General features: G+C 69.2%; 26 protein-coding genes. 11 read left to right on the forward strand and 15 right to left on the reverse strand.

Translation table 11 applies throughout. The annotated features are described in order from the left end of the window. Positions 1-68 precede the first annotated feature (68 nt). Genes JK358_RS30625 through JK358_RS30635 form a run of 3 tightly spaced genes read left to right on the forward strand, consistent with a single transcriptional unit; the run spans position 69 to position 3,781 of the window. Positions 69-1,802: a tetratricopeptide repeat protein gene (locus tag JK358_RS30625; RefSeq protein WP_201954565.1), complete on the forward strand. Its 1,734-nt coding sequence runs from the start codon at positions 69-71 to the stop codon at positions 1,800-1,802. After that, positions 1,799-3,256, forward strand: coding sequence for a VWA domain-containing protein (locus JK358_RS30630; RefSeq protein ID WP_307817814.1), 1,458 nt, complete (start codon positions 1,799-1,801; stop codon positions 3,254-3,256). Before JK358_RS30625 ends, JK358_RS30630 begins: the two co-directional genes overlap by 4 nt. Before the next feature lie 60 nt (positions 3,257-3,316). Beyond that, a complete protein-coding gene (locus tag JK358_RS30635; protein WP_201954567.1) occupies positions 3,317-3,781 on the forward strand; it encodes a VOC family protein in 465 nt (154 codons plus the stop codon). On the opposite strand, the gene JK358_RS30640 is transcribed toward JK358_RS30635, so the two are convergent. Together JK358_RS30640 and JK358_RS30645 are read right to left on the reverse strand one after the other, a co-directional pair. Then, positions 3,757-4,287 carry a GNAT family N-acetyltransferase gene (locus JK358_RS30640; protein WP_201954569.1) on the reverse strand — a complete coding sequence of 177 codons (531 nt, stop codon included), beginning with the start codon at positions 4,285-4,287 and terminating at the stop codon, positions 3,757-3,759. The two genes, JK358_RS30635 and JK358_RS30640, sit on opposite strands and share 25 nt — an antisense overlap. A 51-nt stretch (positions 4,288-4,338) precedes the next feature. Then, entirely contained in the window at positions 4,339-4,671 is a 333-nt protein-coding gene (locus JK358_RS30645; RefSeq protein WP_201954571.1) for an ArsR/SmtB family transcription factor, read from the reverse strand. Between the two features lie 93 nt (positions 4,672-4,764). Between JK358_RS30645 and JK358_RS30650 the strand changes: the two genes are divergently transcribed. Next, positions 4,765-5,988 carry an MFS transporter gene (locus JK358_RS30650; protein WP_201954573.1) on the forward strand — a complete coding sequence of 408 codons (1,224 nt, stop codon included), beginning with the start codon at positions 4,765-4,767 and terminating at the stop codon, positions 5,986-5,988. A 109-nt stretch (positions 5,989-6,097) separates the two neighbouring features. Beyond that, a complete protein-coding gene (locus JK358_RS30655; RefSeq protein WP_232852174.1) occupies positions 6,098-7,474 on the forward strand; it encodes a pentapeptide repeat-containing protein in 1,377 nt (458 codons plus the stop codon). A gap of 54 nt (positions 7,475-7,528) precedes the next feature. Here the strand turns inward: JK358_RS30655 and JK358_RS30660 are convergent, their stop codons facing one another. Then, positions 7,529-8,623: a PQQ-dependent sugar dehydrogenase gene (locus JK358_RS30660; RefSeq protein ID WP_201954576.1), complete on the reverse strand. Its 1,095-nt coding sequence runs from the start codon at positions 8,621-8,623 to the stop codon at positions 7,529-7,531. Positions 8,624-8,796: 173 nt separating this feature from the next. On the opposite strand from JK358_RS30660, the gene JK358_RS30665 reads away from it, so the two are divergent. Further along, entirely contained in the window at positions 8,797-9,549 is a 753-nt protein-coding gene (locus JK358_RS30665; protein WP_201954578.1) for an LppU/SCO3897 family protein, read from the forward strand. Positions 9,550-9,562: 13 nt separating this feature from the next. On the opposite strand, the gene JK358_RS30670 is transcribed toward JK358_RS30665, so the two are convergent. Then, positions 9,563-10,219, reverse strand: coding sequence for a class I SAM-dependent methyltransferase (locus JK358_RS30670; protein WP_201954580.1), 657 nt, complete (start codon positions 10,217-10,219; stop codon positions 9,563-9,565). A gap of 77 nt (positions 10,220-10,296) precedes the next feature. Here JK358_RS30670 and JK358_RS30675 point away from each other — a divergent pair, with 77 nt between their 5' ends. After that, complete coding sequence (locus JK358_RS30675) at positions 10,297-11,430, forward strand: alcohol dehydrogenase catalytic domain-containing protein (RefSeq protein WP_201954582.1); 1,134 nt, start codon at positions 10,297-10,299, stop codon at positions 11,428-11,430. Positions 11,431-11,439: 9 nt separating this feature from the next. On the opposite strand, the gene JK358_RS30680 is transcribed toward JK358_RS30675, so the two are convergent. Next, positions 11,440-13,011: an esterase-like activity of phytase family protein gene (locus JK358_RS30680; RefSeq protein ID WP_201954584.1), complete on the reverse strand. Its 1,572-nt coding sequence runs from the start codon at positions 13,009-13,011 to the stop codon at positions 11,440-11,442. A gap of 178 nt (positions 13,012-13,189) precedes the next feature. Here JK358_RS30680 and dapB point away from each other — a divergent pair, with 178 nt between their 5' ends. Together dapB and JK358_RS30690 are read left to right on the forward strand one after the other, a co-directional pair. Further along, positions 13,190-13,945: a 4-hydroxy-tetrahydrodipicolinate reductase gene (gene dapB / locus JK358_RS30685; protein ID WP_201954586.1), complete on the forward strand. Its 756-nt coding sequence runs from the start codon at positions 13,190-13,192 to the stop codon at positions 13,943-13,945. Further along, positions 13,942-14,433: a hypothetical protein gene (locus JK358_RS30690; protein ID WP_201954588.1), complete on the forward strand. Its 492-nt coding sequence runs from the start codon at positions 13,942-13,944 to the stop codon at positions 14,431-14,433. The genes dapB and JK358_RS30690 overlap by 4 nt, the downstream gene beginning before the upstream one ends. A gap of 62 nt (positions 14,434-14,495) precedes the next feature. Here JK358_RS30690 and puuE read toward each other — a convergent pair whose 3' ends face one another. The 7 genes from puuE to JK358_RS30725 form a co-directional block, all read right to left on the reverse strand. Beyond that, positions 14,496-15,431: an allantoinase PuuE gene (gene puuE, locus JK358_RS30695; RefSeq protein WP_201954596.1), complete on the reverse strand. Its 936-nt coding sequence runs from the start codon at positions 15,429-15,431 to the stop codon at positions 14,496-14,498. Beyond that, on the reverse strand, positions 15,428-16,462 hold the full coding sequence (gene alc / locus JK358_RS30700) for an allantoicase (RefSeq protein ID WP_201954598.1): 1,035 nt from the start codon (positions 16,460-16,462) through the stop codon (positions 15,428-15,430). Before alc ends, puuE begins: the two co-directional genes overlap by 4 nt. An 86-nt stretch (positions 16,463-16,548) precedes the next feature. Further along, positions 16,549-17,805 carry a DUF6986 family protein gene (locus JK358_RS30705; RefSeq protein WP_307817815.1) on the reverse strand — a complete coding sequence of 419 codons (1,257 nt, stop codon included), beginning with the start codon at positions 17,803-17,805 and terminating at the stop codon, positions 16,549-16,551. Between the two features lie 52 nt (positions 17,806-17,857). Continuing rightward, positions 17,858-18,604: an aspartate/glutamate racemase family protein gene (locus JK358_RS30710; RefSeq protein WP_201954600.1), complete on the reverse strand. Its 747-nt coding sequence runs from the start codon at positions 18,602-18,604 to the stop codon at positions 17,858-17,860. A gap of 5 nt (positions 18,605-18,609) precedes the next feature. Next, positions 18,610-20,139: an NCS1 family nucleobase:cation symporter-1 gene (locus JK358_RS30715; RefSeq protein ID WP_201954602.1), complete on the reverse strand. Its 1,530-nt coding sequence runs from the start codon at positions 20,137-20,139 to the stop codon at positions 18,610-18,612. Between the two features lie 90 nt (positions 20,140-20,229). Next, the gene (locus JK358_RS30720) at positions 20,230-20,964 is read right to left on the reverse strand and encodes a GntR family transcriptional regulator (RefSeq protein ID WP_201954604.1); all 735 of its coding nucleotides are present in this window, start codon (positions 20,962-20,964) and stop codon (positions 20,230-20,232) included. Between the two features lie 46 nt (positions 20,965-21,010). Further along, entirely contained in the window at positions 21,011-21,463 is a 453-nt protein-coding gene (locus tag JK358_RS30725) for a MarR family winged helix-turn-helix transcriptional regulator (RefSeq protein WP_307817816.1), read from the reverse strand. Positions 21,464-21,562: 99 nt separating this feature from the next. Here JK358_RS30725 and JK358_RS30730 point away from each other — a divergent pair, with 99 nt between their 5' ends. Beyond that, positions 21,563-22,981 carry a DHA2 family efflux MFS transporter permease subunit gene (locus tag JK358_RS30730; protein ID WP_232852175.1) on the forward strand — a complete coding sequence of 473 codons (1,419 nt, stop codon included), beginning with the start codon at positions 21,563-21,565 and terminating at the stop codon, positions 22,979-22,981. Positions 22,982-22,997: 16 nt separating this feature from the next. Here JK358_RS30730 and JK358_RS30735 read toward each other — a convergent pair whose 3' ends face one another. The 3 genes from JK358_RS30735 to JK358_RS30745 all read right to left on the reverse strand — a co-directional run bounded on the left by JK358_RS30735 (position 22,998) and on the right by JK358_RS30745 (position 26,026). Beyond that, positions 22,998-23,522, reverse strand: a complete 525-nt coding sequence (locus JK358_RS30735) for a hypothetical protein (protein ID WP_201954619.1) — start codon at positions 23,520-23,522, stop codon at positions 22,998-23,000. A gap of 168 nt (positions 23,523-23,690) precedes the next feature. Next, on the reverse strand, positions 23,691-25,382 hold the full coding sequence (kstD, locus tag JK358_RS30740; RefSeq protein WP_201954632.1) for a 3-oxosteroid 1-dehydrogenase: 1,692 nt from the start codon (positions 25,380-25,382) through the stop codon (positions 23,691-23,693). A gap of 50 nt (positions 25,383-25,432) precedes the next feature. Continuing rightward, positions 25,433-26,026 carry a TetR/AcrR family transcriptional regulator gene (locus JK358_RS30745; protein ID WP_307817817.1) on the reverse strand — a complete coding sequence of 198 codons (594 nt, stop codon included), beginning with the start codon at positions 26,024-26,026 and terminating at the stop codon, positions 25,433-25,435. A 91-nt stretch (positions 26,027-26,117) separates the two neighbouring features. Here JK358_RS30745 and JK358_RS30750 point away from each other — a divergent pair, with 91 nt between their 5' ends. Then, positions 26,118-26,570, forward strand: a complete 453-nt coding sequence (locus JK358_RS30750; protein WP_201954634.1) for a flavodoxin family protein — start codon at positions 26,118-26,120, stop codon at positions 26,568-26,570. Positions 26,571-26,608 lie beyond the last annotated feature (38 nt).

Below are 26,608 nucleotides of genomic sequence, written 5' to 3' on the forward strand. Positions count from 1 at the left end.
GCACACAGTGCGGCGGTCGGACGCCGGACCCTGGTTGCGGGGGTGGCGTGCTCACGATCGGGAGAGGGATGTTCGACACCTCGCAGGTGCTGGAAAAAGCGCGCGTCGCAAGTGATCTCGGCCGACTGGACGAGGCTCGGGAGATAGTCGGCAAGGCGCTCGCGGACGCGCCACATGATCCGGGCCTGCTGGAGGAGATGGCCGATATCGCGTATCGGCTGGATCGGGTGGACGAGGCGTTGCGGATGGCCGGGCTGGCTATCGCCGCCGACCCGGATCGGGTGGAGGCCCATCTCACGGCGGCGCTGGCCTTCGAGGCCGCCGCGCGCGACGAAGAAGCGGTTCGCCATGTGCGGGTGGCGGTTTCGCTGGAGCCGGAGAATCCGGCGGCACTGCTGACCCTGGCGGGGGTGCTGTCGCGGGTGCGGCGCACCGAGTTGGCCGAGCGGGCCGAGGCGCGCACCGCCGTGGTGCGGGCGATGCAGGTCGCGCCCACCGCGAACACGCATGCGGCGGCCGCCGCGCTGGAACTGGAGTTCGGGGATCGGGCCGCCGCCGAGAAGCATGTCGCGGCCGGGCTGGAACTCAATTCACTGCACACCGACCTGCTGCTGCTGAAGGCGCGCCTGGAGGTGTGGAGCGGCGGGCCGATCAGCGTGCTGCGCGGGCTGCTCGCCTCGCGGCCCGGCCATCTGCCCGCCCGGCAGACCTTCGCCGCCACCACGTGGCGGTCGATGCTGGGTGCGGCGGGCTGGGTGTGGGCCGCGCTCGCCGCGATCGCCCTTGCGGCCGTGTGGATTCCGGCCGGCGGGCTCACCTGGGCCGTGTCGGTCGTGCTCGCGGCGGTGCCGGTGGCCTGGGCTCGGATCTTCCAGGGGTTGAAAGAGCAACTGCCGGAAGGCTATCTGCTGCGCCGACTACGCAGCCGCCGAGAAGCCCTGCCGGCGTTGGCGATTCTGGTGGTCGCGCTGCTCGTCGGAGGCGTCGGCGCGCTGCTGGTGCGCACCGACGGCGACGGGTACGCGGTCCGGGACGGGAGCGTGCTGCTGCTGGCCGCGGCCGTGGCTGTCGGTCTCACGCACGGTCTGCTGTTCTGCGCCTGGCTGCGCCGCAACGGCGGCGAGGAGGACTCGCTGGGCAGTTTCGTCTTCGCCGCGTACCGCTTTCTGCTGACCGCCGCCATCGCGGTGGCGGGCGCGGGATTGCTGGCGGCCCTGGCGGATTCGGCCCACCAGCCCGATGCGGCCTGGACCTTCACGGCGTTGCTGAGCATCGTCGCGGGTGTCTTCGCCGTCGAAATGCTGATCGCGGTGCTCGTGCAGTCGCGTCGTCGTCGCCGCCGTCGGCTGGCCGCCACCCTGGGCGGCATGCTGGCCCCGGCGATTCTCCTCGCGGCCGGTGGATTCCTCTGGGCCGCAGGCCATGTCGCGTCCGCCGATTTCCAGGGTGGTGCTTCGGCCCCCGAGGCGCCCGTCGCCCCGGCCCCCGTCACCTCCACGACGGTCCCGCCGACCACGACCACCACGACGGTCACCACGCCTCCGCCCCCGCCGGCCGAGACGATCGCCCCACCGCCGGAGGCGCCCGCGCCCCCGCCCGAGGGCTTCATCCCGCCGCCGCCCGCACCCGAGGTCCCGGTGGAACCGGCGCCCCCGCCGCCGCCCCGGCCGAACCCGCTCCCGAGGTGGTGCCGCCCGCGCCATAGGCCGGTACGCCCCACGGTTCCCGCCCGGCACGGACGGGCCGCACAGTGCGGGTTCGGTAGCCAGCGACGGCGTACGGGGGCAGACTGTCTCGGGTGACGAATCTGAGCAAAGGCGCCAATGTGCCCGTCGCCGCCGGGGCCGTGCGTGCGGTCCTCGGCTGGTCGGGCGGGCCCGGGGTTCCCGATATCGATGCCTCGGCGCTGCTGCTGACCACCGCGGGCCGGGTGCGGTCGGATGTGGACTTCGTGTTCTACAACCAGGCCGGACACCCCAGCGGAGCGGTGCGGTACGCGGGCAAGCAGGGGAGCGCCGATGCGGTCGAGGTGAATCTCGCTGCGGTGGAGGCGGATATCGACCGCATCGCGGTGTGCGCCTCCGCCGACGGCGGCACCTTCGGGCAGGTTCCGGGGCTGACCCTGCGCCTGCTCGACGCCGCCGGAGGGGCCGAGATCGCACGCTTCGACATCGCTGCCGGGCCGGAGACGGCCATGCTGTGCGGGGAGCTCTATCGGCGCGGCGGGGTGTGGAAGTTCCGCGCCGTCGGCCAGGGCTGGTCGAGCGGATTGGCCGGGCTGGCCACCGATTTCGGCATCAGCGTCGACGACGCCCCCGCGGCTCCCGCGAGTTCCGCTGCGCCACAGCCGATCCCCGCACAGCAGCCGCACACGCCCCCGCGGCAGCAGTACGCCCCGCCGCCGCAGCAATTCACGCCGCCCCCTGCCCCGCAGTTCGCCCCGCCGGTGCAGCCTTCTCCGCCACCCCAGCCCGCCGTGCCCGGTGTGCGGCTCACCAAGGGGGAGGATCAGCTGCCGATCGATATGCGCAAGCGGATGTCGCTGCGCAAGGAGCAGGTGGCGGTCAGCCTGGCCAAGCAGGGTATGCAGGGGCTGACGGCGCGGGTCATCCTGGTGCTGGACGCCTCCGGGTCGATGACGATGCTCTACGAGAAGAAGGTCGTGCACCGGGTCGTCGAACGCATGGCCGCGGTGGCCGCGCAACTCGACGACAACGGCGTCATGCCCGCGTGGACGTTCGCGAGCAATCCGGCGCGGCTGCCGGATCTCACGCTCGCCGATCTGCCGCGCTGGCTGGAACTGCATGTGCGCTGCGGGCAGTTGAAACTGTTCGGCGGGCGGCGCGCCGCGAATCTGCAACCGGGCCAGGTGGATATGCGCGTGGTCGGCATCCAGAACGAGGAGCAGAAGGTGATCGCGGAGGTGCGCAACCAGGTGCGCGCCGAACGGGTGCCGCTGCCCACCATCGTGCTGTTCTTCTCCGACGGCGGCGTCTACAAGAACCGCGAGATCGAGCGGGAACTGCGGGCCGCCGTCGAGGAACCGATCTTCTGGCAGTTCGTCGGCCTCGGCAGCAAGGCGGGCTACGGCGTGCTGGAACGCCTGGACACCATGGGCGGCCGCCGCGTCGACAATGTCGGCTTCTTCTCGGTCGACGATATCGACAACCTCTCCGACCCCGAACTCTACGATCGCCTGCTCTCGGAGTTCCCGTCCTGGATCAAGGCCGCCGCCGCGGCGGGCATTCTGCGCTGACCGCCCCGGTGCCCGCGCGTCCGGCTCTATCCTGGGAAGCGTTCGTCCGAGGAGGAGCGTATGGGCGTGGTCACCGGTTTCGCGCATGTCAAGATCCCCGTCACGGATCTGAAGACCAGCACCGCCTGGTACCGCGCGCTACTCGAGCTCGAGCCGGGTTTCGAATTCGTCGAGAACGGTGTGCTGCGCGGCGTCGGCCTCGTCGACCGCAGCACCGGCGTGCGAGTCTCGTTGCGCGAGCGCGCTTTCTGTGTGGGCGCGCCCGATCTCACCGGATTCGACATCGTCGCCTTCCGGCTGCCCACCCAGGACGCTCTCGACGATTTCATCGCCCACTGCCGCGATCTCGGCCTCGACTACACCTATCAGGATCGCGGAACCTTCGGCGCCGCAATCGATGTCCCCGACCCGGACGGCACGATCGTGCGGTTCATCTTCGATCGGGTGGAACCGGAGACGTTCGTGGGCCTCGAATTCGACGACACCGGATACCTGGGCAGTTACGACACTCCGCAGCTGCCCTGATCCAGTTCCCGGCGCATGGCGGTGCGCGGCCAGCGGTCCAGGCCGATCTCGGCTTCGTGTGTGCGCACGCGCAGCAGGTCGGGGGTCAGCTCGGCGGGATCGAGCGGGCGGAAGCCGAGGCGCTCGTAATATGGTGCGTTCCACGGCACTTCGACGAACGTGGTGAGGGAGAGCGCGGCCACGCCCTGTGCCCGCGCGCGGTCGGCCAGATCCTCGATGAGCGCCCGCCCGATCCCACGGCGCGCGTGCTCGGGATGGACGGATACCTGGCTGATGTGGACGGTGTCGTCGGCGCGGTCGTGCAGGAGGTAGGCGACCGGGTGATCCGAATCGTCCACGGCCACCCGGGCGCGCCCGGCCCGCTGGTAGACCTCGAGGGTTTCCAGTGCGGGTGGTTCGTCCTCGGCGATCTCCGTCATGCCGAGCGTGCGAAACGGTTCGCCCGCGGCGATTTCGATCTTCTGCAGCGTGGGCAAGTCGGTGACGGTCGCGGGCCGGATGCGCATGAGGGAACGGTAGCGCGAAGTGGCTCCGCGCCGCCTCGGGAATCCGCGCCGCTATTCGTCGGCGCGGTTCGCCGCGGTCAGGATCGCGGGCAGCAGGCCGGGTAGTGCTTCGTTCACATCGTCGGTGCGCAGTCGCTGATAGATATGACCCTCCACCGTCAGCCGCTCGGTGAGGCCGGCCTCGCGCAGGATCTTGAAGTGGTGGGCGGCGGTGGACTTGCTGACGCCGTCGTAGAGCGCGGCGCAGCGCAGTGCGGTCCCGGCATTGGCCAGGCGGCGGATCATCTCCAGGCGGACCGGGTCCTGCAGCGCGCCGAGGACCGCCGGCAGGGCGGGCGGAGGTCCGATCGCGGGCAGTACCGGGGCCGCTTCGGTGTCTGGCATGAGCTACCTCACTAGGAAACCAGGTTTGACGTTCATCGAACCAGGGGTAGTGTCGGGTTCGATCAGAATCAAACTTACCTGATGGAGGGTTCGATGGCAGCAGCAGCGACGGTTGCGCCGCGTGCCGGGCAGGGAAGCCAGAGCTGGGCGTACGCGCTCGTCCTGGCGGCGAGCGGCGTGGCGCTGGGCGTCTCCGGGGTGCCCGCCCCGCTGTACGGCATCTATCAGCAGGAGTGGAATTTCACTCCGCTCACCACCACTTTCGTCTTCGCCGCCTACGCGGTCGCCGCGCTCGGCGCGGTGCTCGTCTCCGGCCGCATCTCCGACTCCGTGGGCCGAAAGCCGGTGCTGCTGGGCGCATTCGGCGTCATGGTGCTCGGTTTGATCGTCTTCCTGCTCGCCGACAACGTGGCCATGCTGCGGCTGGCGCGGGCCCTGCACGGCGCGGCGGTCGGCGCGACCGTGGTGGCGGGCGCGGCGGCGCTGCTGGACCTGCGGCCCGCGCACGGCGCGCGCTCCGGTCAGCTGTCCGGCGTGGCCTTCAATGTCGGTATGGCCGTGGCGATTCTGGGCTCGGCGCTGCTGGCCCAGTACGCGCCGCACCCGCTGCGCACGCCGTATGTGGTGATCACCGTGGTGTGCCTGCTGGTGGCGGTCGGTGTGCTCGCACTGCGCGAACCGCACACGGCGCGGGTGGCGGGTCCGATCCGGATCGCCAAACCGGCTGTGCCACAGGAGATTCGCGGCGACTTCTGGTTCTCCGCGCTGGGCGTGATGGCGGCCTGGTCGGTGCTGGGCGTGCTGCTGTCGCTGTACCCGTCCCTGGCGGCGGCCAAGACCGGCGTGCACAACCTCGTCTTCGGCGGCGCGGTCGTGGCGGCCACCGCCACGGCGGGTGCGCTCACCCAGTTCTTCGCCACCGGGATCCCGGCCCGGCGCGCGGCCATCGTCGGCGATATCGGCATGGCGATCGCCCTGCTGCTCACCCTGCCCGCGCTCGCCACGCACAACTGGGTGTGGGTGCTGGCCTCCGGGGTGGTGCTGGGCGCGACCTTCGGCCTCGGTTTCGGCGGTTCGCTGCGGCATCTGTCGAATGTGGTGCCGCAGCACAAGCGCGGCGAAACCATGTCGGCGTACTACCTGCTGGCCTACTCGGCCATGGCGTTGCCCACGGTGCTGGCCGGATGGGCGGCCACCACGTGGGGTTTGAACACCGTGTTCCCCTGGTTCGTCGGTGCCGTCGCGGTGGCGTGCCTGGTGGCAGCGGGTATCGGCTTGCGCCGGAACTCGGCGGCCAAAGTGCCTGCGACAGTCTGAAATACAGACACGCTGGGCGTGTCGCGGGCGCTGTCGCTATCCTTCCGCTATGCGGCGGTGGGGGTGGTTCGGCGCGGTGCCGAACCGGACGGTTCACCGGTCGGCACTGATGAGGGTTGTGGTTCCCGCGGTGGTGATCGGGCTTCTGGTCGGTGTGTGCACAGGATTGCTGCTGCTACGCGACGACGGCGAACAGCCGAAACCCTTGGACCGCAACACGATCCTGGTGGCGGTGGTCGCCGGACTGCTGGCCGCGGCGCTATCGCTGCTGGCATTGCGCCGCCAGCGCGACAGCGAGCGCGGCCGCTTCGCCGAACTGTTCGGGGCGGCGGCCATACAGCTCGGGCACTCCGATGTGGCAGTGCGCATCGCCGGGGTCTACGCCATGGCGGGGGTCGCGGACGGTGCGGGCACGCCCGGTCAGCGCCAGCAGTGCGTGGACGTGCTGTGCGGCTACCTACGCCTGCCCTACGTGCCCGATGAGGGGGCCAGCCACCTGGTCTCCAAAACGCAGCGGATCGAGGACGCCGGGACGGCCGTGGAGCGGGTGTACGGCTACCGGCAGAACGACCGGCAGGTTCGCGACACCATCCTGCGCGTGATCGCCGGACACCTCCGCCCCGGCGCCGAAAGATCCTGGTCCAGCTGCGATTTCGACTTCTCCGACGTGATCTTCGAGGATCTGGACTTCCGCGATGTGACCTTCGCGGGCAATGCCACCCGCTTCACCAACGCGGTCTTCGTCGGCGGCCGCGGCACCCACTTCGACCGCGCCCGCTTCCTCGGCCCGCGAGTCACCTTCCGGGGCGCGGTCTTCCGAGCCGCCGCCACCCGCTTCGACGGCGCGATCTTCGCCCACTCCCAGCCCGTCCGCGGGGAACGCGACACCGCCGGAACCACCTTCACCGACGTGACCTTCGCCGCCCCGGTCTCCTTCGACGGCGCCCAGTTCGGCGGTGTCCGCACCGCCTTCACCCGCGCCACCTTCGCCGGTGACCGCAGCAGCTTCGCCGACGCCACCTTCGCCGCGGACCTCACCACCTTCGAGCACGTCCTCTTCGACGGCGGCCGGGTGACCTTCGCGACCGCCCGGTTCTCCAGCGCCAGAATCACGTTCGCCGATATCCGGTGCTACGCCGAGGCCACCGCCTTCGACTGCGCCCACCTGGGCAGCCGCGGCCGCTGGCGGGTCGGCGGCACCCGCGAGACCACCTTCGCGCGCGCCGAATACCACGGCCGCGTCTCCTTCGCCGACGCCGTCTTCGACGGCCGCGCCGCGATCTTCACCGGCGGCGACTTCTTCGGCGAAATCTCCTTCCGCAGAGCGGCATTCGACGCCCGCGAGGTCGTGTTCGAGAAGCCGAAAGCCTGGGTCGGCGTCCGCTTCGACTGGGACGAGAACCCCACCACCAAACCCGCCAACATCCGCCCGGAAGCCTGGCCGCCGGTGCCCGCCGAGAGCACACCCGAACTGACCAAAGGCTGAACCGCCTCGTCGTCCCGGCGTGCGGCGCACCCGCGTCACGCCGAGGTCTTCGGCCTAGCGGGCGGGGAAGCGGATGACGCGGTCGTCGCCGGTCGCCGGGTCGCCGCGGCCGTCGGTGTTGGAGGTGGTCACCCAGAGCGCGCCGTCCGGTGCGACGGCGACAGTGCGGAGGCGGCCGAGCTGATTCTCCAGGCGGGCTTCGGGTTTGCCGGTGCGGCCGTCGCTCAGGGGGACGGTCCAGAGGCGTTCGCCGCGGAGGGCGGCGGCGTAGAGGGTGTCACCGGTGATCGCGATACCCGAGGGGGAGGCTTCCGACGGTTTCCAGGTGACCAGGGGCTGGGTGAATTCGCCGCCGCGGGTGTCGCCACTGCCCTCCACCTCGGGCCAGCCGTAGTTGCGGCCGGGTTCGATCAGATTGATCTCGTCGAAGGCGTTGCGGCCGAATTCGGCGGCGAACAGGCGGCCCGAGGAATCCCAGGCCAGGCCCTGTACGTTGCGGTGCCCGAGGCTGTAGACGGGCGAGCCGGGCGTCGGATTGCCCGGTGCCGCAGCGCCTTCCGGGGTGAGGCGCAGGATCTTTCCATTGGGATCGGCCGGGTCCTGGGAGCGCGAGGTCTGCCCGGCGTCGCCGGTGCCGACGTAGAGCAGCCCGTCGGGGCCGAAGGCGATCCGCCCCCCGTCGTGGATGGAGCCCTTGGCGATACCGCTGAAGATCACCTGCGGCTGCCCGTCGAGCCGGAAGCGCACGATCCGATTGTCCTGTGCGGCAGTGAAGTACGCGTACACGTACCGGTCTTCGGCGTAGCCCGGTGAGACCGCGATGCCGAGCAATCCGGCTTCCCCGGTCGCCTCCACGCCCGGCACCTCGTACACCCGCTCGGTGCCGACGCCGGGCGTGACCTTCACGATCGCGCCCGAATCCCGTTCGGCCACAAGCGCACTCCCGTCGGGCAGGAAGGCCAGCCCCCACGGCACGTCGAGCCCCTGCGCCACATCCTCCCCGGCCGCCAGATCGGGCACACCGGAGGGCTGGCTCGGAGCCGTCCGCGTGACGGTGGCGGTCGCCGTAGGCCGCGAATCCGTGTCCTGCCCGCAGGCGACGGCCCCCAGCAGAAAAGCGACGGTCAGAACCCCTAGTCGTGCGCGCATACCTCCATCATGACCATCAAGACCGCGAACTGGCCCTGAAGAGGGCGCAATGTCGGATTGCTACTGAATTGCGCCATGGGATAGCTTGCAGGCGGAGTGGGACTGGACCGTGCCGTGCGCCTGTCGATCAGCCACACTGGTAGGTGTAGGGAAAGTCGTTGTGGGGGTTGGGTGTGCACTGGGTGCTGATCGCCGTGGCTGTGTCGCTGCTGGTTGCCGCCACGGTGATCGGGATTCGACGAACACGCGGACGACCGCGAGGGGAGCGCGGCGCACTGGCTCCCGTGCTCGCCCTGCTGGGCGCACTCGCCCTGCTGATCGGCCTGCTTCCGGCCGCCCAGGACGTGGCCTCCGACCTGGGCGGTGCGACCGTCGCGGGCACCGCCGGGCCGACCGCGCCCGGCCTCGTCCCCGCGGGCCTGCCGACCGCGACCACCAGCGCCAAACCCGCCGCCCCCGACCCGCTCGCCGCGCTGCGGGTCGGTGACTGTGTCGAGGTCCCCATGGACCAGGTCGCCGACCCGAAGACGGGCGAGCCGACCTGGGAGGCGGGATCCCCCGCCCCGGCCGACTGCGACTCCCTCGACGCGAATTACCGTGTGGTGCAAACGGGTCCGGGCGAGTGCACGGGAAACCTCTACAAACTGGAGACCTCCCGGCACGACAAGTCCGGCAACCTGATCTACCACCTGTGCCTGGCTTTCGACTGGCGCGTGGGCGTCTGCTACGACGCCACCCAGATGGACGAACCTCTCAAGGTCGACTGCACCACCCCCGGCCCGCACATCGTGCAGGTGACCGCGGTCCTGCTCGACACCACCGAGGGCGGCGGCTGCCCGCGCGACGGTCAGGGCGCGGTCTGGGTCGTCTGGGAGAAGCGTGTCATGACGGTGTGCTTCCGCGGCAGCGACGACCCGGGCCGCTGACCGGCCGCGCGGTTCAGCGGCGACGGCCGATGGTGATGCCGTCCGGAATCAGCCATGTCGGCAGGGGCCGGTGGATCTTGCGCTGGGCGACCACCTCGAATCCGGCGTCCTCCAGCAACTTCCGCGTCGCCCGCTGTGACGGCGCGTGCGCCGGCATGATCGGGCTGCGCGTGATCCGCTGGATCGGCCCCGCCGTCGGGCTGCTCGGCAACATGGTCGCGATGGCCACCAACCCGCCGGGAACCAGCACCCGATGGAATTCCCGCAGCGCCACCGGATGGTCGAAGAAATGGAAGGCGCTGGTGGTCACCACCGCGTCGAGCGCGCCGTCGGTGAGCGGCAATTGCTCGGCGGGCGAGTGCAGCCAGCGCACCTGCGCGTTCCGGGCGCGGGCCTGGGCGAGCATGCCGGTGGAGGCGTCCACGCCATACACCGCCTCGGGTCGCAGTTCACGCTGGATCCGGGCAGTGAGAATGCCCGTCCCGCAACCGATATCGGCGATGCGGCGGGATCCGGCGGCGCGCAGTTCGGCGACCATCTCGTCCTGTGGCGGGCGGTAGACGATGTACTGCAACGGCCGCGTGTCATAGGCGCGGGCGACCGTGCCGAAGAATTTCGTCACGACGGAATTGAGGCCCCGATTGCCGGCGGCCAGGGAAGGTGTGCTCATGGGTGCTCCTCTATCCGAGACACATCGAAGCAGATATCCAGCTGTCTGGGAAGGTGCCGTGGAGTACCGTCGGGCCCATGAGGATTCGCGGTGCTGTCCTGGAACGAATCGGAGCCGAGACGCCGTTCGCGCAGTCGAAGCCGATCACGGTGAGCGAACTGGATCTGGGGGAGCCCGGACCCGGTGAACTGCTCGTCCGGATCGAGGCGGCGGGCCTGTGCCATTCGGATCTCTCGGTGGTGGACGGCAACCGGGTGCGCCCGGTGCCCATGCTGCTCGGCCACGAGGCCGCCGGAATCGTCGAGGCCGTGGGCGCGGAGACCGGCGATATCGCGGGCGAGGGCGATATCGCCGTCGGCCAGCGCGTGATCATGACCTTCCTGCCCCGCTGCGGCGAATGCTCCGGCTGCGCCACCGAGGGCCGAACCCCCTGTCTCGCAGGCAGTTTGGCCAACAACGCCGGTGAACTGCTGAGCGGCGGCCGCCGCCTGCTGCGCGACGGCGCGCAGGTGCACCATCACCTGGGCGTCTCCGCCTTCGCCACGCACGCCGTGGTGGACCGCCGCTCGGTGGTGCCCGTGGACGACGACGTGCCGCCGGACGTCGCGGCCGTGCTGGGCTGCGCGGTGCTGACCGGCGGTGGGGCACTGCTGAATTCGGCGAAACCCGCCCCGGCCGATCGCATCATGGTGGTCGGGCTCGGCGGGGTGGGCATGGCGGCCGTGCTGGTCGCCGCCGCCCTGCGGGAAGGCACGGGCCGCGACGTGATCGCCGTGGACACCGTGCCGGACAAATTGAAGATCGCCCTGGAGTTGGGCGCGACCCAGGCGTACACCCCGGCCGAAGTGGCCAAGCAGGGCATTGTGGCCGAGGCCGTGATCGAGGCCGCCGGAAATATCCGCGCCTTCGAAACCGCCATCGCCGCAACGGCTCCCGGCGGCACCACCGTCACCGTCGGCCTGCCCGCCCCCGACGCCGTGGCCTCGATCTCCCCGCTCGGCCTGGTGGCCCAGGGCCGTTCGATCGTCGGCAGCTACCTGGGTTCGGCGGTGCCGTCGCGCGATATCCCCGAATTCGTGCGCATGTGGCGGGAGGGCAGGCTGCCGGTGGAGCGCCTGGTCTCCTCCCGCATCCGCCTGGAGGACATCAACGAGGCCATGGACGAGCTGGCCGCCGGCCACGCCCTGCGCCAGGTCATCGTGTTCGACTGAGCCCGGGGGTCAGCGGACGTCGAACGTGATCGTCTTCGTCCGCGTCGTGGCGGGCAGCTTGGTGGTGTCCACCATCAGGATCTCGCCCGAGTCCGGTACGCCGTTCGGCATGGTCTTGGCTTCCAGGCCGAACGGCGGCTGATCGCCCGTGACGCCCGCCAGCCCGAAGTCGCTGTCATTGGCGATGTAGAGCGTCTTGCCGCCGTCGGTGGTGGCGACACCCTCGATCTTGTCGTGGCCGAAGAACTTTCCGTCACCGTTGAGCTCGGTCACCAGCCCGCCGAGGTCGAGGCCGAGCTTCTTGCTCACCGGCGTGATCCCGGCCTTCCGCAGTGCGGCCACCCCGTCGGCGGTGCTCACCGCGCCGACCCAGGTTTCGAGCGGTTTCCCGTCGATCTGCAGGCCCTGCTCCGGGTTGTACTGCGCCCCTGCGACTGTGGACTGCGGCCCGATATCGGTCGCCTGCGAGATGTCGATGGTCCACAGTTTCTTGTTCGCCCTGGGCTCCTTGTTGCCGTCGCGCTCGTCCACCAGGAACGTGGTGCTACTCAACGCGGTGATCTCGGACGCGCCCAGCTTCTCCTTCGGGTTCTCCAGCGGATACGCGAACTCCTTGACCGCCTTGGTCTTCAGATCAACGGTCACGATGCGCGTCATCGGCACCTCGCGCGCGGAGCTCAATCCCGCTGTGGTCAAACCACTCTGGATGATGCCCACCAGCGTGCCGCCGTCCGGGGTGACGGTGAGCCCCTCCATGCCCTGGTTCGGCGTGCGCAGCCCCAGCTCCCTGGGCAGTCCGCGCCCCGGCGCGAGCCGCTCCAGCTCGGTGCCCTTGGCGTCGAAATGCACCAGGAACGGCCCGTATTCGTCGGAGACCCAGAAGGTGCCGTCGGCGAGCGCGACCAGGCCCTCGCTGTCGATGCCGTGGTCGGTGGGGGCGAGCACGTTCCCGTTGAGATCCTTCATGGTCTCGCCGGTGTTGGCGGACAGATCGACCATCCCGTTGAACGGCTGCCCGGCCGGATTCTTCAGCAGGATCGTGGACTGCACGACCGCCTTGGTGCCGACCATCCTGAACTTCGCGATCTGCGGCGTGAAATCCGAGACGGGAGCGACCTTTTCGTTCTTGCCCTTGCCGTCCACATTCGGGCCGCGGTCGGTGAGCCCGTAGAACTCGTCCGTCGACCCCGGCACCGGCACGAACGCCGACCCGTACGCACTGCCCTGCACGGTGACGCCACCGTATTCACCCAGCGGCTCGATATCGGTGGTGTACAGCTTCACCGCGTCGGTGGTGGTGACGGTGACGCTGTCCGATCCGGTGTACCCGGCGGCCGGCGTGTACACCACCGACCCGTCGGTCCGGCGGCTGATGGTCCCGTGCTGCGGATCCGCGATCGCGACCGCCGCCGAGCCGCCGGACTTCGCCAGCAGTTCGTCCAGCGAGATCACCAGCGGCTGATCCCTGGTGGCGGTGAAGTCGGCCCCGCCATCGGACGAGGACGAACAACCGGCGGTGGCAGCGGCGGCGCACACGGCGACGGCGACGAGCGCGCTACGGGTATTACGGCGAATTCTCACCAGCGATGCCTATCTGCTCGATTCGACGCCGAGTTGGCCGGAAGCTGAACAGTTGCGGACGCGCGCATGGCGTGGCGTCCGCCACGCGGGCCCACCGGGCTCGTTTCCGCGCGACCGCCGCCCGATAGGCTCTGACCTGACGAACGAGTGTCGAGTCGAAGTGATGTGAGGAGACCAGGTGACCACGAACCGGATCCGGGTGGGTGTGCTCGGGGCGCGCGGCAAGGTCGGGCAGGCCATCTGCGCCGGGGTCGAAGCGGCCGCCGATCTGGAGCTGGTGGCCCAGGTCGACAAGGACGACGCCCTGGCGACCTTCACCGAGTCCGGCACCCAGGTGGTCGTCGACTTCACCCACCCCGACGTGGTGATGCCCAATCTGAAGTTCCTGGTGGAGAACGGCATTCACGCCGTCGTCGGCACCACCGGCTTCGACGCGGACCGCTTGGAGCAGGTACGCGGCTGGCTGGCCGCGAGCCCGGGAACCAGCGTGCTCATCGCGCCCAACTTCGCCATCGGCGCGGTGCTGTCCATGCGCTTCGCCGAGCAGGCCGCCCGCTGGTTCGAATCCGTCGAGGTCATCGAACTGCACCACCCGAACAAGGCCGACGCCCCGTCGGGCACCGCCTACCGCACCGCGGGCCTCATCGCCGCCGCGCGCGAGAAGGCCGGTGTGGGCCGCAGCCCCGACGCCACCTCCACCGAACTCGAGGGCGCGCGCGGCGCGGACGTGGACGGCGTCCGCGTGCACTCGGTGCGCCTCGCGGGGCTGGTCGCGCACCAGGAGGTGCTGTTCGGCACCCAGGGCGAGACGCTGACCATCCGCCACGACTCCATCGACCGCACCTCCTTCGTGCCCGGCGTCCTGCTCGGCGTCCGCAAGGCCCCGTTCCGCCCCGGCCTCACCGTGGGCATCGACGAGCTGCTCGACCTGTGAGCAGCGCCGAGGACAAGGTCGGCCGGGAGGTCGCGAAGAAGGTCGTCTTCATCGCGGCCCTGGTCCTCGTGCTGGTGTTCTACTTCTTCATCCTGGGCCGCATGTCGATCAGCCTGATCGGCAAGGGCTCCATCCCGGCCGTGGCCATCGGCATCGGCATCCTGATCCTTCCGCTGGTCGGCGTCTGGGTGGTGGCGAGCAGTGTCCGCGCCGCCTTCGCCCACCAGCATCTGGGCCGCCGTGCCCACGATGAGGGCTTCGAGGTGGACGTCTCGTCGTTGCCGCGCCGCCCCTCGGGCCGCATCGAACGCGAAGCCGCCGACCAGCTCTTCAACCAGGTCAAGCAGGAATTCGAAGCCGACCCCGACAACTGGCGCACCAACTACCGCGCCGCGCGCGCCTACGACTACGCCGGCGACCGCACCCGCGCCCGCGAAATGATGCGCCGCGCAGTGGAACTCGAACGCATCGACCGCACCGGCAGGTAACGCGGCGACGAGAGCGGCCCGGAACCCTGTGGTTCCGGGCCGCTTGCGGGTGGTGCTCCGGCTCAGGCGGGATGGATTTTGCGCCAGTGGTCGGCGATATCGATGCGGCGGGTCAGCCAGACCTTGTCGTGGGATCGGACGTGGTCCAGGAAGCGCTGCAGGGACTTCGCGCGGGCCGGTTTGCCGACGATGCGGCAGTGCAGGCCGACCGAGAGCATCTTGGGAGCCCCGGCCTCGCCCTCGGCGTAGAGGACGTCGAAGGCGTCGCGGAGGTAGGCGAAGAACTCGTCACCATTGGCGAAACCGGCCGGGGAGGAGAACCGCATGTCGTTGGTCTCCAGGGTGTACGGGATCACCAGCTGGTCGGCCTCGCCCACCTTGACCCAGTACGGCAGGTCGTCGGCGTAGGAGTCGGAGTCGTAGGCGAAACCGCCGTGCTCGACCACCAGCTGGCGGGTCTGCGGGGAATCCCGGCCGGTGTACCACCCGCGCGGCGGTGCCCCGAAGAGACGGGTGATGATGCGCACCGCCTCTTCCATGTGCGCGCGTTCGGTTTCCGGATCGGTCTCCTGGTAGGAGATCCAGCGCAGACCGTGACAGGCGATCTCGTGGCCGAGGCGCTTGAACTCCGCCACCGCTTCCGGATTGCGTTCCAGGGCGCGGGCCACACCGAAAATGGTGAGCGGGATATCGCGCTGTTCGAACATGCGCAGGATCCGCCAGAGCCCGGCGCGCGAGCCGTACTCGTAGATGGACTCCATGCTCATGTGCCGGTTCGAGAAGGCCGCGGCGGGAACGATATCGGAGAGGAAGGTCTCCGAGCCGGGATCGCCGTCCAGCGGGTTGTTCTCGCCGCCCTCCTCGTAGTTGAGCACGAAGTTGACGGCGATATTGGCGTCACCGGGCCACCGCGGATGCGGCGGGTTGGGGCCGTAGCCGACCATGTCGCGCGCATACGCGAGATCGAAAGCGCCGGGCTCCGGGATGTGCTCGCTCATGCCAGACCATCCTCCTCGGCGCGCAGCCGGGTCCGGGCCGCTTCGGTGAGGCTGCCGAAGACGCGCAGGCGCGCCAGGCCGCCGTCGGGGTAGGCGTCCAGCCGCACCCGCACCACGGCTTCGTCCGACTCGATGGCGAAGCGGTGCCGGGTGTCGGGCTGCAGCACCGTGCGGGCCAGCAACTCCACCTCGCTGCCGTCGGCGCGAATTCCGGTGAGGGCGGCCGCGCCCGGAGCGTTGAACAGGAAGTAGGAGGTGTCGATCTCGACCATGGTGAGTACGCCCTCCTCGACCAGCCGCACGTCCACCCAGTCGTTGGTGGACTTGTCGCGGCCGCGCGCGGTCTCCCAGCCGTCGCCCATGACGCGGGCCCGGCCGGGCATCAGCACATTCTGCGGATGCGAGTAGAAGCGGTTGGAGCAGTCCGCCACCAGACCGCCGTTCTCCAGCGCGGCCAGATCGAACGGGCCCGAATCCAGCCAGCGCAGTTCGGGTTTCGCGATGCCGTGCACACGCAGCCGGGCCACGCCGCCGTCCGGGAACATGCGCAGCCGCACATGCGTCCAGCGCCGGTCGGAGTCGACCGTGAACGGGTTCTTCGTATCGCCCTCCACCTTGGCGCGTGCCACGATCGTGGTCCAGCCGTCGGCCGCCGCCAGCTCCCCGGCCGACGGATAGCCCGGTACCGCGATGGCTTCCACCGACACCTCGGGCGGGTAGTTCCCCTTGAACCAGGCCGTGTCCACGACCACGCCCTTGATCACGCCGGGCACGCCGAGCCGCACGATGGCGGTGTCGCAGTCGTCGTCGGCCGGGAACGCGCCGATATCCCCACGCCGCCGCCGGGTCTCCCATCCGTCGTACACCTGACCCTTGTGGCCGAAGGTGGCGGGGGAGTACTCGGACTCTTCGGGACGGATGAGATTCTCCTTCTCCGCGAAGGATTCGTCATTCGCCCACACCACCGCGCCGCCCAGCGTGCGGACCGCCAGATCGGGTAGCAGGGTGAAATCAGACGACTCGACAGTCATGGAACTCCTTTGTCAGCACTACGGAAACTGGAAACGGTTGGCTCCCAGCGCCGCCCGGCCGTGCGGTACACGGCCGGGCGGCGGATTCACGGTTGAGGATGTCCTCCCGGGGCGGTTGCGACCACGCTCGCGGGGTTGACCCAGGTGCGGTCACGCAGTTTGTCCAGCACCTCGACGGTCGCGGCCGGGACCAGGGCGGTCACCGCCTCCGGTTCGAATGCGCCACAGGCCAATCCACGCAGCACCACGGTCGCGAGCGCCTGCGCGGTGGCGGGTTCGTCCACCACCGAGCCGCCCTGCCGGTCCAGGTAGCGGCCGATGCGCGGCGCGGCCACCTCGAGCGCCCTGCGGTAGAAGGCGAAGGTGGCGGCCCAGCGGGTCGCCAGATGGCCCGCGCCCATATCCCAGCCCTGGTAGTAGCCGCGCTCCAGCGACCGCGACACCAGCCGGAAATGCCGGGCCACCGCCTCGCGCACCTGCTCCTCGGTGCCGATCGGCAGGATCTGGGTGGAGCCGTCGCACACCCACACGCCGGTCTGCGCGGCCGCGGCCTGCATGACCGCCTTGGCATGGTCGGCGACCGGATGCTCGAGCGACTGGAACTGCGGCGAGATACCGCAGGCGGCGCTGTAGTCGTAGGTGCCGTAGTGCAATCCGGTGCAGCGCCCGGCGGCGCGGTGGATGGCGGCGGCGACCGTCGCGGTGCCGTCGGCGGCGATCACGGCCTGCGGGCTCTCGATCTGCAACTCGAACCTCAGCGCACCGGCGGGCAGTCCGTGCGCGGATTCCAGTGCGTCACACAGCGCCACGGCCGCGTCGACCTGATCGACGTGCCGAATCTTGGGAATCGTGAACACGAATCCTGCGGGCACGCCGCCCGCGCCCTCCAGCACCAGCTCCAGCGTGCGCACCGCGCGCACCCATTCCAGCGTGGTGAGCCCCTTCATCCGGATACCGCGCGAGAACACCTCGGCGGGCAGTGCCGCCAGCACCGCACCCGCATGCCGGGCGTCCCGATCCTCCGCGGCGTCGCCCCGCGTGCCGTACCCGTCCTCGAAATCCAGCCGCAGATCCTGAATCGGCCGCTGTCGCAGCGTATTCAGTACCCGCGCGAACACCTCGTCACCCGCGAGCTCGGTCAGCAATCCGGCCTGACTCTCGGCCAGGTCGACTGCCGCCCTGCCCCATTCACCCGGCAGCTCGGCCGTCGCATCGGCGGCGCACACATACGCGGTGTGCACGGGCTGCCCCGCCCGATCACCCGGGTACAGCCGGGCCAGCGCGGAATCCACCGCACGCACCCGGTTTTCGATACCGGCCAGCACTTCTGGCGGCAACGTCACGAACGAACCTCCTTGTTCGGGAATGAAATAGCCGATGCTGTGACCCGCAGCGTCACAGGTGCGGCCCGGGATCGTCGAGGGTGAATCCCGAGAGCAGGCCGGTGTACTGCTTGGGCAGCGGCCGGGCGTACTCGCCGCGCCCGGACTTGCGCAGTCCCATGGTGACCAGGGACTGCACGGTCAGGGTGGCGGCGGTGACGCCGTCGATGACCGGCACGCCCACCTCGCGGGTGAGGTACTCGCACAGATCCGCCATACCCGCGCAGCCGAGCACGATGGCATCGGAGCCGTCGGCGTGCACGGCTTCACGGCAGGCGTCCGCGATGACCGTGCGCGCCTTGGGATCCTCGAGTTCCAGCACCGGGATCTCACAGGCGTGGATGCCGAAGCAGAACCGTTCCATCCCATAGCGTTCCGCGAGTTCGGCGGCGCGGCCGGAGGTGCGGGCCAGCGTGGTCACCACACTGAATCCGCGCCCCAGATGACTGGCCGCCTGCATGGCCGCCTCCGCGATGCCGATGACCGGCCCGCGCGCCAGCTCCCGGGCCGCGTCCAGGCCGGGATCGCCGAAGCAGGCGATCACGTACCCGTCCACGCCCTCGGTCTCCCCGCGCGCGATTTCCGCGAGCAGACCGGGCACGGAAAGCGCTTCGTCGTAATGACTTTCGATGGATACCGGTCCCATCGAGTTGGTCGCCCCCTCCACCGTGGTGCCGGGGGCCGCGACCGCGCGGGCGCAGTCCTGCGCGATGGCGGTCATGGCCGCCGTGGCGTTCGGATTGATGACACGAATTCTCATGGACCTCACCGATTTTCGAGTGCGGATACCGTGATGCGCAGCGGTCCGCGGGTGGCGAACAGGACGTAGCAGATCAAGCCGAGCCCACAGCCGATGAACCAGCTGTACTGGGCCGCGGTGTACATACCGGCGATCCGGCCGGAGGTCATCACCGGGAATACCGCCACGGCCGCGCCGATCACCGTGGCCAGCACGGCCGCCGGGTTGTATCCCCTGCGATACCAGTATGTTCCGCGCTCGGACATGGTGAACAGGTCGTCCACCACCACCTTCTGCTTGCGCACCAGGTAGTAGTCGGCGATGAGCACACCGAACAGCGGGCCGATGAACGCGCCCAGCGTCTCGAGGGTGTAGTGGATGACATCCGGGTTGTTGTACAGATTCCACGGCGTGATCAGCACCGAGCCGACCGCCGCGATCATGCCGCCCATCCGCCAGCTGATCTTCTGCGGGCTCACATTCGAGAAATCGAAGGCGGGGGAGATGAAATTGGCGACGATATTGATGCCGATGGTGGCGATGGTGAAGGTCAACGCGCCCAGCACGATCGCGAACGTATTGTCGATCCGCGCCACCGTCGCGACGGGATCGGTGATGAGCTCGCCGTACACCGGAATGGTCAGCGACGCGGTCACCACCACCAGCAGCGAGAACACCAGGAAGTTGAGCGGCAGCCCCAGCAGGTTGCCGCGCTTGACGGCCGCGAAAGTGCGCCCGTAGCGCGAGAAGTCACCGAAGTTCAGCATCGGCCCGGAGAAGTAGGACACCACCAGCGCGATCGCGCCCAGCATGACCGGCACCGCCGCCCAGCCGGTCTTGGTGACCGTCTGCCCCATGCTCAGATCGATGCCGCTCCAGCCGGCCTTCCAGATCAGATAGCCGCACAGCACGAACATCACGACATATACGGCGGGCCCGCAGAAGTCGATGAACTTGCGAATGGACTCCATGCCACGCCAGAACACGCACGCCTGCAGTACCCACAGCAGGAGGAACGAGGCCCAGCCCAGCGCCGAGAGCCCGAGGAAGCCGTAGTCGCCGACGACGGCATAGGGGGCCAGTCCCGGGAACAGTTTGATGAGCACGACATCCAGGGCCGCCGAGGCGAGGAAGGTCTGAATGCCGTACCAGGCCACCGCGATCAGACCGCGAATGATGGCCGGAATATTCGCGCCGAGCACGCCGAAGGAACTGCGGCACATGACCGGATAGGGCACCCCGGTCACCTGGCTGGGCTTGGCCACCAGATTGCACAGGCCGTACACGATGGTGATGCCGACGACCAGCGCCACCAGCACCTGCCAGCTGTGCAAACCCAGGGCGAACAGACTGCCCGCGGTCACGTAGCCGCCGACGCTGTGCACGTCGGACATCCAGAACGCGAAAATGTTGTAGGTGCCCCAGGTCTGCTTCTCCAGGGGCGCGAGGTCTTCGTTGGTGAGGCGGGGATCGTAGGCCGCAGCGGCCTGAACAGGTAAGGGAGGCACCGCTTCGGTGACTGCGCCGGGCGACGGCGGCGCAACTGTTTCGGGCATGTCGCACATCCGATCTCATAGGGTCCCGTCGAACGGGAAACAAGGTGTGCGAGAACCTATCGAGCGGGTATTGCCCGGGTATTTCCGGAACTATATATCTTCCGACCTGGCCGGATCGGCGAACAATCCGGTGTCGGTCGGCAGCTTCGACACTACTCCGTTGAGCCGGTCGTGATGATCGTCGGTGGCCGCCAGCAACTCCTCGGCATCACGGGCCAGGAAGGCCGCCAGCTGCCTGCTGTGATCGGCCTGCAGCACGATCCGGTCGGCGGTGCTGGCATGCACCATGGGCTGCACCGGCTCGGTGATGTTCCAGGCGTATTCGAGCATGTGCACCACGCGCGCCATCCCCGACGGGCGCACCAGCGCGAGATGGAAGTTCCGGGTCTCCCGGTGATAGGCCACCGCGTTCTCGGTGAGCACGGCCCGCTCCAGCCGCTCATAGGTTTCGCGGGCCAGCCGGTGATCGTCCGCGGTGGCCCGGTGCACGGCCGCGGCCAGCGCCGCCGATTCCAGGCTCTCCCGGACCACATACAGTTCCTGCAGCTCACCGGCGGTCAACATGGTGACCTGATACCCGAAGTTGGGCCGATGCTCGACCAGACCCTCGCCGATGAGGGTCTGCAGCGACTCGCGCACCGGAATCGCGCTCACGGTGAAGGTCCGCGCCAGCTCGCCCAGCGGCAGCCCCGCGCCGGGCGGCAGATGACCTTCCAGGATCAGCCTGCGCAGTTCCACGAGGATCTCGTGCTGCGTGTAGCCGCGCTTGGCGTCCAGCGGGGGTGTCAGCTGGGGTAGGCGGGGCAGGCGCGGTCGAGAAGGCATCGGACCACCGTAGTCGGTCGCGAATCAGGACATACCGGTTACGGACTCAAAGGTCTGTTTCGTCGTAGCCGAGCGCCTTGAGCGACAGCCGGTGCAGGGTGCCGCGTTCCTCGGGTGTGAGCCGGGCCAGTAGCACCTCGGTGGCCGCGGCGATCCGGGCGTCGGTCGCCTCGCGCTGCCGATTGCCCGCGGCCGTGATGCTCAGCTGATATTTGCGCCGATCGTGCGGATCGCGGGTGCGGGTGACATAACCGGACTTCTCCATCGCATCCACCAGCCGGACCACCTCGCTGCGATCGATGCCCAGCGTGTTCGCGATCTCCTGCTGCGTGATGTCGCCGCGCTCGGACAGATAGGTGAGCATCCAGTGCTCACGCAGCGGCGTGCCGAGTTCGGTGTGCATGGCCTTGTGCAGCTTGCCCAGCGTGTAGGTCGGGTAGCGCAGTAGGCCGCGCGGGTTGTACTCGGACGCGACAGGGCCGCACTCGTCTCCGCTCACCTGCTGATCCTACCTATTGTTGAGTACCTCAATCATTGATACGCTCCACAACTGCGGGCGCTCGCACAACTGAATCCGTTCAACTGAAGGAGAGGTCCGATGACGCGAATGCGCATCGACACCATCCCCGTCGACTCCGGCCCCGAGGCCGGCAAGATCCCCGCCCATGTCTGGCGCACCGCCGCCGTCGTCGTCTTCGGCGCCATCATGGGCATGCTCGACACCTCATTGATCAACCTCGGCCTGCACACCATCGCGGCCGACCTGAATACCTCACTGGCCAGCATTCAGTGGGTGGCCAGCGGATACCTTCTCGCCCTGGGGGTTTCGCTCACCGTGTGCGGCTGGCTGGCGCGGCGCGTCGGCGTCGGACGGCTGTGGCTGGGCGCGCTGGCCGCGTTCACCATCGCCTCCGGGCTCTGTGCCCTCGCCGGAACCGCGAATTGGCTTGTCGCCCTGCGGATTCTGCAGGGGCTGGCGGCGGGAGTGATGATTCCCGCCGGGCAGACGCTGCTCGGGCAGGCGGCCGGGCCGCAGCGCATGGGGCGGGTCATGGGCGTGGTCGGCATCGCGGTGGTCGGCGCGCCGGCGCTCGGGCCGACCATCGGCGGAGTGATGCTGGCGCACTGGAACTGGCAGTGGCTGTTCCTGATCAATATTCCGCTGGGATTGATCGGGTTCGCACTGGGTCTGCGCTACCTGCCGCTGGGACCGGGAATCCCCATGCGGCGCTTGGATATCGCCGGGGTCGTTCTCGGCGGCGGCGGGGTCTCGGCGGTCGTATACGGCCTGTCCGAGATCGGTGAGCGCGGGGCGGTGACGGCGGTATCGGTCTGGCTGCCGGTACTGGCCGGAGCGGCCGCGCTGGCCGGGTTCATCGTGCGCGGTCTGCACAGTACTCGGCCGCTGCTGGATATCTGCATGTTCACCAATCGGGTGTTCGCGGCGGCGAATACGGCCAGCTTCTTCGCCGGGGCCGCGATGTTCGGGGTGATGGTGTTGCTGCCGTTGTACTTCCAGGTCCTGCACGGGTACGGGCTGATCGGGACCGGCGTCGCGCTGATCCCCTTCGGCGCGGGCGGCGTGCTCACCCTCCCGATCGGCGGGCGGCTCACCGATCGCTTCGGCGGTGGGCTGGTCGCCACCGTCGGCAACCTCGCCGTGGCGATCACCGTGCTGCCGCTGGTATTCCTGCCCGCCGATGCCGCGCCCACGCTGATCCAGGTGCTGCTGTTCGCGGCCGGCGTGGGCACGGCGCTCGCCGGACTGCCGCTGGTGTCCGCCGCCTACGCCGCGGTCCGGCCCGAACAGCTGCCCGACGCAACGGCATTCGTGAACATCCTGCAGCGTGTGGGCGGCGCGGTGGGCGTCGCGGCGGTCGCGGTCATCCTGTCACGCGCGGCGAACTCCGCGGCCGATCCGATCGACGGATACCACCTGTCGTTCGCGGTGCTCGCCGCGTTGTCGGTGGTGGCCGCCCTCGCGTCCACGCTGCTGCGCGGAAGGCAGCGCGGCTGAGGGCAGGCCATGGCCGTCAGCCCTTGGTGCGCACCGTCAGGTCGTCGAGCAGGATCATGAGCTCGCCCTCGCGCTTGATCACATCCATCACCTGAATCTTCAAGCCGTGCAGCGTCACACCCGAAATCGGTTCGGCCAGTGCGGCTCCCACCCGATGCCAGTCGCGGTCGGCGGTGAGCAGGCCCAGGAGCAACTCCTGGGCTTCGCCGTCGGCCGCGGTCAGCTGAGCCGATACCCGGAGGGCGGCGTGCGGGCTGCGCACCCACAGGTCCAAGCCCTCGGCCTCCCCGGTGATGGTGAACGCCCGGCCGGGCTTGGCCCGCAGTTCGATCTCGGTCTTGTCGGTGGCGGCGCGCACCAGCAGGGCCACCGCCTTCACGTCCGCGCCAGCGACACCGTCCGCGTAGACGCCGGGGCGCTTGCTCGGCGCGCCCTCCTTGAACGTCATGACGTGGGTGCGGTCCGCGGCCTCCCCGGCGACCTCCCACTTGTCCTTGCTCTCGAAGTCGTCCAGGAGCACCTCGAGCGATGCATCCGACATTTCCCCGCCGTCCCTTCGTTTCCGCGTAGTCGTGCTGCCCGAAACCCTACAAGCCGCCGGGAGATCATGGTGTGCCGCGAGAAGACAGGAGGGTTGCGCGCGGATGTCGGGCGCGCGACACGCGGACCCGGGCAGCGCGCAGGCTCGCCCGCGCTGCCCGGGAACCGCTCAGTTCGCCGCCGTGACCTGCGCGGCGTCGAGAGCCGCCAGATAGCCGAACACGATCGCGGGTCCGATGGTCGCGCCGGGACCGGCGTAGGTGTAGCCCATCACCGGTGCGCTGGTGTTGCCCGCCGCGTAGAGACCCTCGATCACCGAGCCGTCGGCGCGCAGGGCGCGGGCATCGGCATCGGTGTCGATACCGCCCTTGGTGCCCAGATCGCCCGGCACCATCCGCGCCGCGTAGAACGGGCCCTTGGACAGCTCGCCCAGACTGGGATTCGGCTTGTTGGTGATGTCGCCGTAGTAGTGGTCGTAGGCGCTCACGCCGCGGCCGAAGTCGGGATCCGTTCCGGCACGGGCATACTCGTTGAAACGGTGCACGGTGCCGGTGAGCGCGTCCGCCGGAACGCCGATCTTCTCGGCCAGCTCGGCGATACTGTCCGCCGACGTGATCGCGCCCGACTCGAACCACGAGCGGGGGAGCGGCTGCAGACCCGGAACACCGCAGAACACATAGCGACTGCGGTAGGTCTGATCGAAAATCAGCCAGGCGGGCAGGTTTTCGGCGGGCCCGTCACCCAGGCCGTGCTCACCGCCGAACATGCGATGGGTGGCCTCCACATACGGCAGCGACTCGTTCATGAACCGCACACCACGCGCATTGACCATGATGCTGCGCGGCAACGACCGTTCCGCCAGCGCGAACCAGGTGCCCTTCGGCTTCGGCAGCGGAATCGACGGCGCCCACCACGCGTCACCCATGAACGACAGCGCCGCGCCCAGCCGGACCGCGGCCGTGATGCCGTCACCGGTATTGGTGGCTGCGCCGAGCGCGTACTCGGCCGAAACCGGTGCGCGATGGTACTTCTCGCGCATCTCCGCATTGTGGTCGAAGCCGCCGCAGGCCAGCACCACACCATGACGCGCGCGCAGAACCGTTGTACTGCCCCGGCTTTCGAGCACCACGCCGACCACCCGATCGTTCTCGGTGATCAGTTCGGTCATCGCGGTGTTCAATCGCACCGGCACCCCGGCCGCGCGCACACCCATCATCAGTTCGGCCATGAGCGCGGACCCGAACCCGACCAGCCGCTGCCGCCGGATCTTGCCCCACAGCGTGCGGCCCGCCACCTTCAGGCCCGCCAGCGGACCGCGCCAGTGCCGCAATCCCGTACTGAGCCAACGGTAGTCGCCCTGTTTGACGATGAGCGGCGACTCCGCGTAGTGCGGGTGCAGTGTCGCCAGATCTCCCGCCAGCGCTCGCGCGTCGAAAGCCTTGGGCTCACAGGACCTTCCGGCGGCCAGCCCGCCCGGAGCCTCCGGATGGTAGTCGGAGTACCCCTGCACCCACTCCAGCCGCAAGGCCGAATGCGCCATGAGGAATTCGAGCGCCTCGGCCCCGCGGTCGATGTAGGCGTCGATCCGCGCGGCGTCCACGTGCCCGCCGACAATATGGTGCAGATAGGTGCGCGCCGCCTCGAGATCGTCCGCGGGCGCGTGTTCGCGCAGCACCGAGTTCCCGGGAATCCACACCCCGCCCCCCGACCGCGCCGACGACCCGCCCCAGTACCTGGACTTCTCCACAATCACGGTGCTCAACCCGTGCCGAGCCGCCGTAATGGCCGCCGCCATACCGGCTGCCCCCGACCCGACCACGATGAGATCGACGGTCTCGCCCGCCGCGCTGTCCTGCTGCATGTTCTCTGTTCTCTCTGTATTCCAGTGCCGCCGAATAATATTGCGGACCGTTAACTCTTCGCGCGCCAGCGATCATCGAGCACGGCGGCGAGCGCTCCCTCCACGCACACCGCCAGCGAAGCCCCCTGGTCATGCGTACTGCGCAGCCACTGCAGATACCCGAACTCGGCCGCGGCCAGCATCAGATGCACGAGTAGCCCCGGATTGCTGTCCGCCCCCGGATCCCGCGACATCCGTTGCCCCACAAGCTCGACCAGCCGCTCCCGATGCTCGGGTGTGATCAGCGCGACCCGCTCCAGCAAATGCGGCGCGGTCCGGAACGCGGCCCGCCACTGCTCCAGATCCGCGGCCGCGAGCGTCGTGGACCGAGTCGTAATCGCCTGCGCCAAAGCAATATCCGCGGCCTCACCCGCCGGCCGCCCCTCCAGCAGTCCGGCGATCCCCGCCCCACCCTCCCGAACCGGATCCAACAGCAGATCCTCCTTACTCCGCACATGCCGGAAGTAAGTACTGGCCGAAATCCCCGCCGCCGCCGCGATCTGCTCGGTCGTAACCGCATCGAACCCATCGCGCGCGAACAACTCGAAGGCCGCCCGCTGAATCTCAGCCCGAATCTGCCTGCGCTGACGCTCTCTCAATGACACACCTGAGAGTATCTCCACTCATGACAGTAACTGTCAAGAAAGCAGAACCTGTCATCGACTGCCCGGCCGGTAGCGCACTAGGCTCGCTGGTATGCCGAGGCTGCTGATCATCCACCACACGCCCTCCCCGCATATGCAGGCGATGTTCGAGGCAGTCGTATCCGGCGCGACCGATCCGGAGATCGAGGGTGTCGAGGTTGTGCGCAGGGCCGCGCTGGCGGTGTCGGCGACCGATGTGCTGGAAGCGGACGGGTACCTGCTCGGGTCCCCCGCCAATCTCGGGTACATGAGCGGCGCTCTCAAGCACGCGTTCGATGTCGTCTACTACCCGTGCCTCGATTCGACGCGAGGGCGGCCGTTCGGCCTCTACCTGCACGGCAACGAGGGCACCGAGGGAGCCGAGCGTGGCGTCACCTCCATTACGACCGGACTGGGGTGGACCAGGGCCGCGGAGTATGTGGCGGTGTCGGGCAAGCCTTCGAAGGAAGACCTCGAAGCATGCTGGGAACTCGGCGCGACGGTCGCCGCTCAGCTCATGGGGTGAGCCGATGGTGCCCCCGAATTCTGGTGGCTGACGGATTC

The sequence above is a fragment of the Nocardia acididurans genome, from assembly GCF_016741815.1.
Lineage (GTDB): Bacteria > Actinomycetota > Actinomycetes > Mycobacteriales > Mycobacteriaceae > Nocardia > Nocardia acididurans.

Bases quoted from the DNA above. Each gene is read 5' to 3' on its own strand.
- JK358_RS30625 (WP_201954565.1), top strand. From the start codon at position 69: ATGTTCGACACCTCGCAGGTGCTGGAAAAAGCGCGCGTCGCAAGTGAT.
- JK358_RS30635 (WP_201954567.1), top strand. From the start codon at position 3,317: ATGGGCGTGGTCACCGGTTTCGCGCATGTCAAGATCCCCGTCACGGAT.
- JK358_RS30640 (WP_201954569.1), bottom strand. From the start codon at position 4,287: ATGCGCATCCGGCCCGCGACCGTCACCGACTTGCCCACGCTGCAGAAG.
- JK358_RS30645 (WP_201954571.1), bottom strand. From the start codon at position 4,671: ATGCCAGACACCGAAGCGGCCCCGGTACTGCCCGCGATCGGACCTCCG.
- JK358_RS30650 (WP_201954573.1), top strand. From the start codon at position 4,765: ATGGCAGCAGCAGCGACGGTTGCGCCGCGTGCCGGGCAGGGAAGCCAG.
- JK358_RS30655 (WP_232852174.1), top strand. From the start codon at position 6,098: ATGAGGGTTGTGGTTCCCGCGGTGGTGATCGGGCTTCTGGTCGGTGTG.
- JK358_RS30660 (WP_201954576.1), bottom strand. From the start codon at position 8,623: ATGCGCGCACGACTAGGGGTTCTGACCGTCGCTTTTCTGCTGGGGGCC.
- JK358_RS30670 (WP_201954580.1), bottom strand. From the start codon at position 10,219: ATGAGCACACCTTCCCTGGCCGCCGGCAATCGGGGCCTCAATTCCGTC.
- JK358_RS30675 (WP_201954582.1), top strand. From the start codon at position 10,297: ATGAGGATTCGCGGTGCTGTCCTGGAACGAATCGGAGCCGAGACGCCG.
- puuE (WP_201954596.1), bottom strand. From the start codon at position 15,431: ATGAGCGAGCACATCCCGGAGCCCGGCGCTTTCGATCTCGCGTATGCG.
- alc (WP_201954598.1), bottom strand. From the start codon at position 16,462: ATGACTGTCGAGTCGTCTGATTTCACCCTGCTACCCGATCTGGCGGTC.
- JK358_RS30710 (WP_201954600.1), bottom strand. From the start codon at position 18,604: ATGAGAATTCGTGTCATCAATCCGAACGCCACGGCGGCCATGACCGCC.
- JK358_RS30715 (WP_201954602.1), bottom strand. From the start codon at position 20,139: ATGCCCGAAACAGTTGCGCCGCCGTCGCCCGGCGCAGTCACCGAAGCG.
- JK358_RS30720 (WP_201954604.1), bottom strand. From the start codon at position 20,964: ATGCCTTCTCGACCGCGCCTGCCCCGCCTACCCCAGCTGACACCCCCG.
- JK358_RS30730 (WP_232852175.1), top strand. From the start codon at position 21,563: ATGACGCGAATGCGCATCGACACCATCCCCGTCGACTCCGGCCCCGAG.
- JK358_RS30735 (WP_201954619.1), bottom strand. From the start codon at position 23,522: ATGTCGGATGCATCGCTCGAGGTGCTCCTGGACGACTTCGAGAGCAAG.
- kstD (WP_201954632.1), bottom strand. From the start codon at position 25,382: ATGCAGCAGGACAGCGCGGCGGGCGAGACCGTCGATCTCATCGTGGTC.
- JK358_RS30750 (WP_201954634.1), top strand. From the start codon at position 26,118: ATGCCGAGGCTGCTGATCATCCACCACACGCCCTCCCCGCATATGCAG.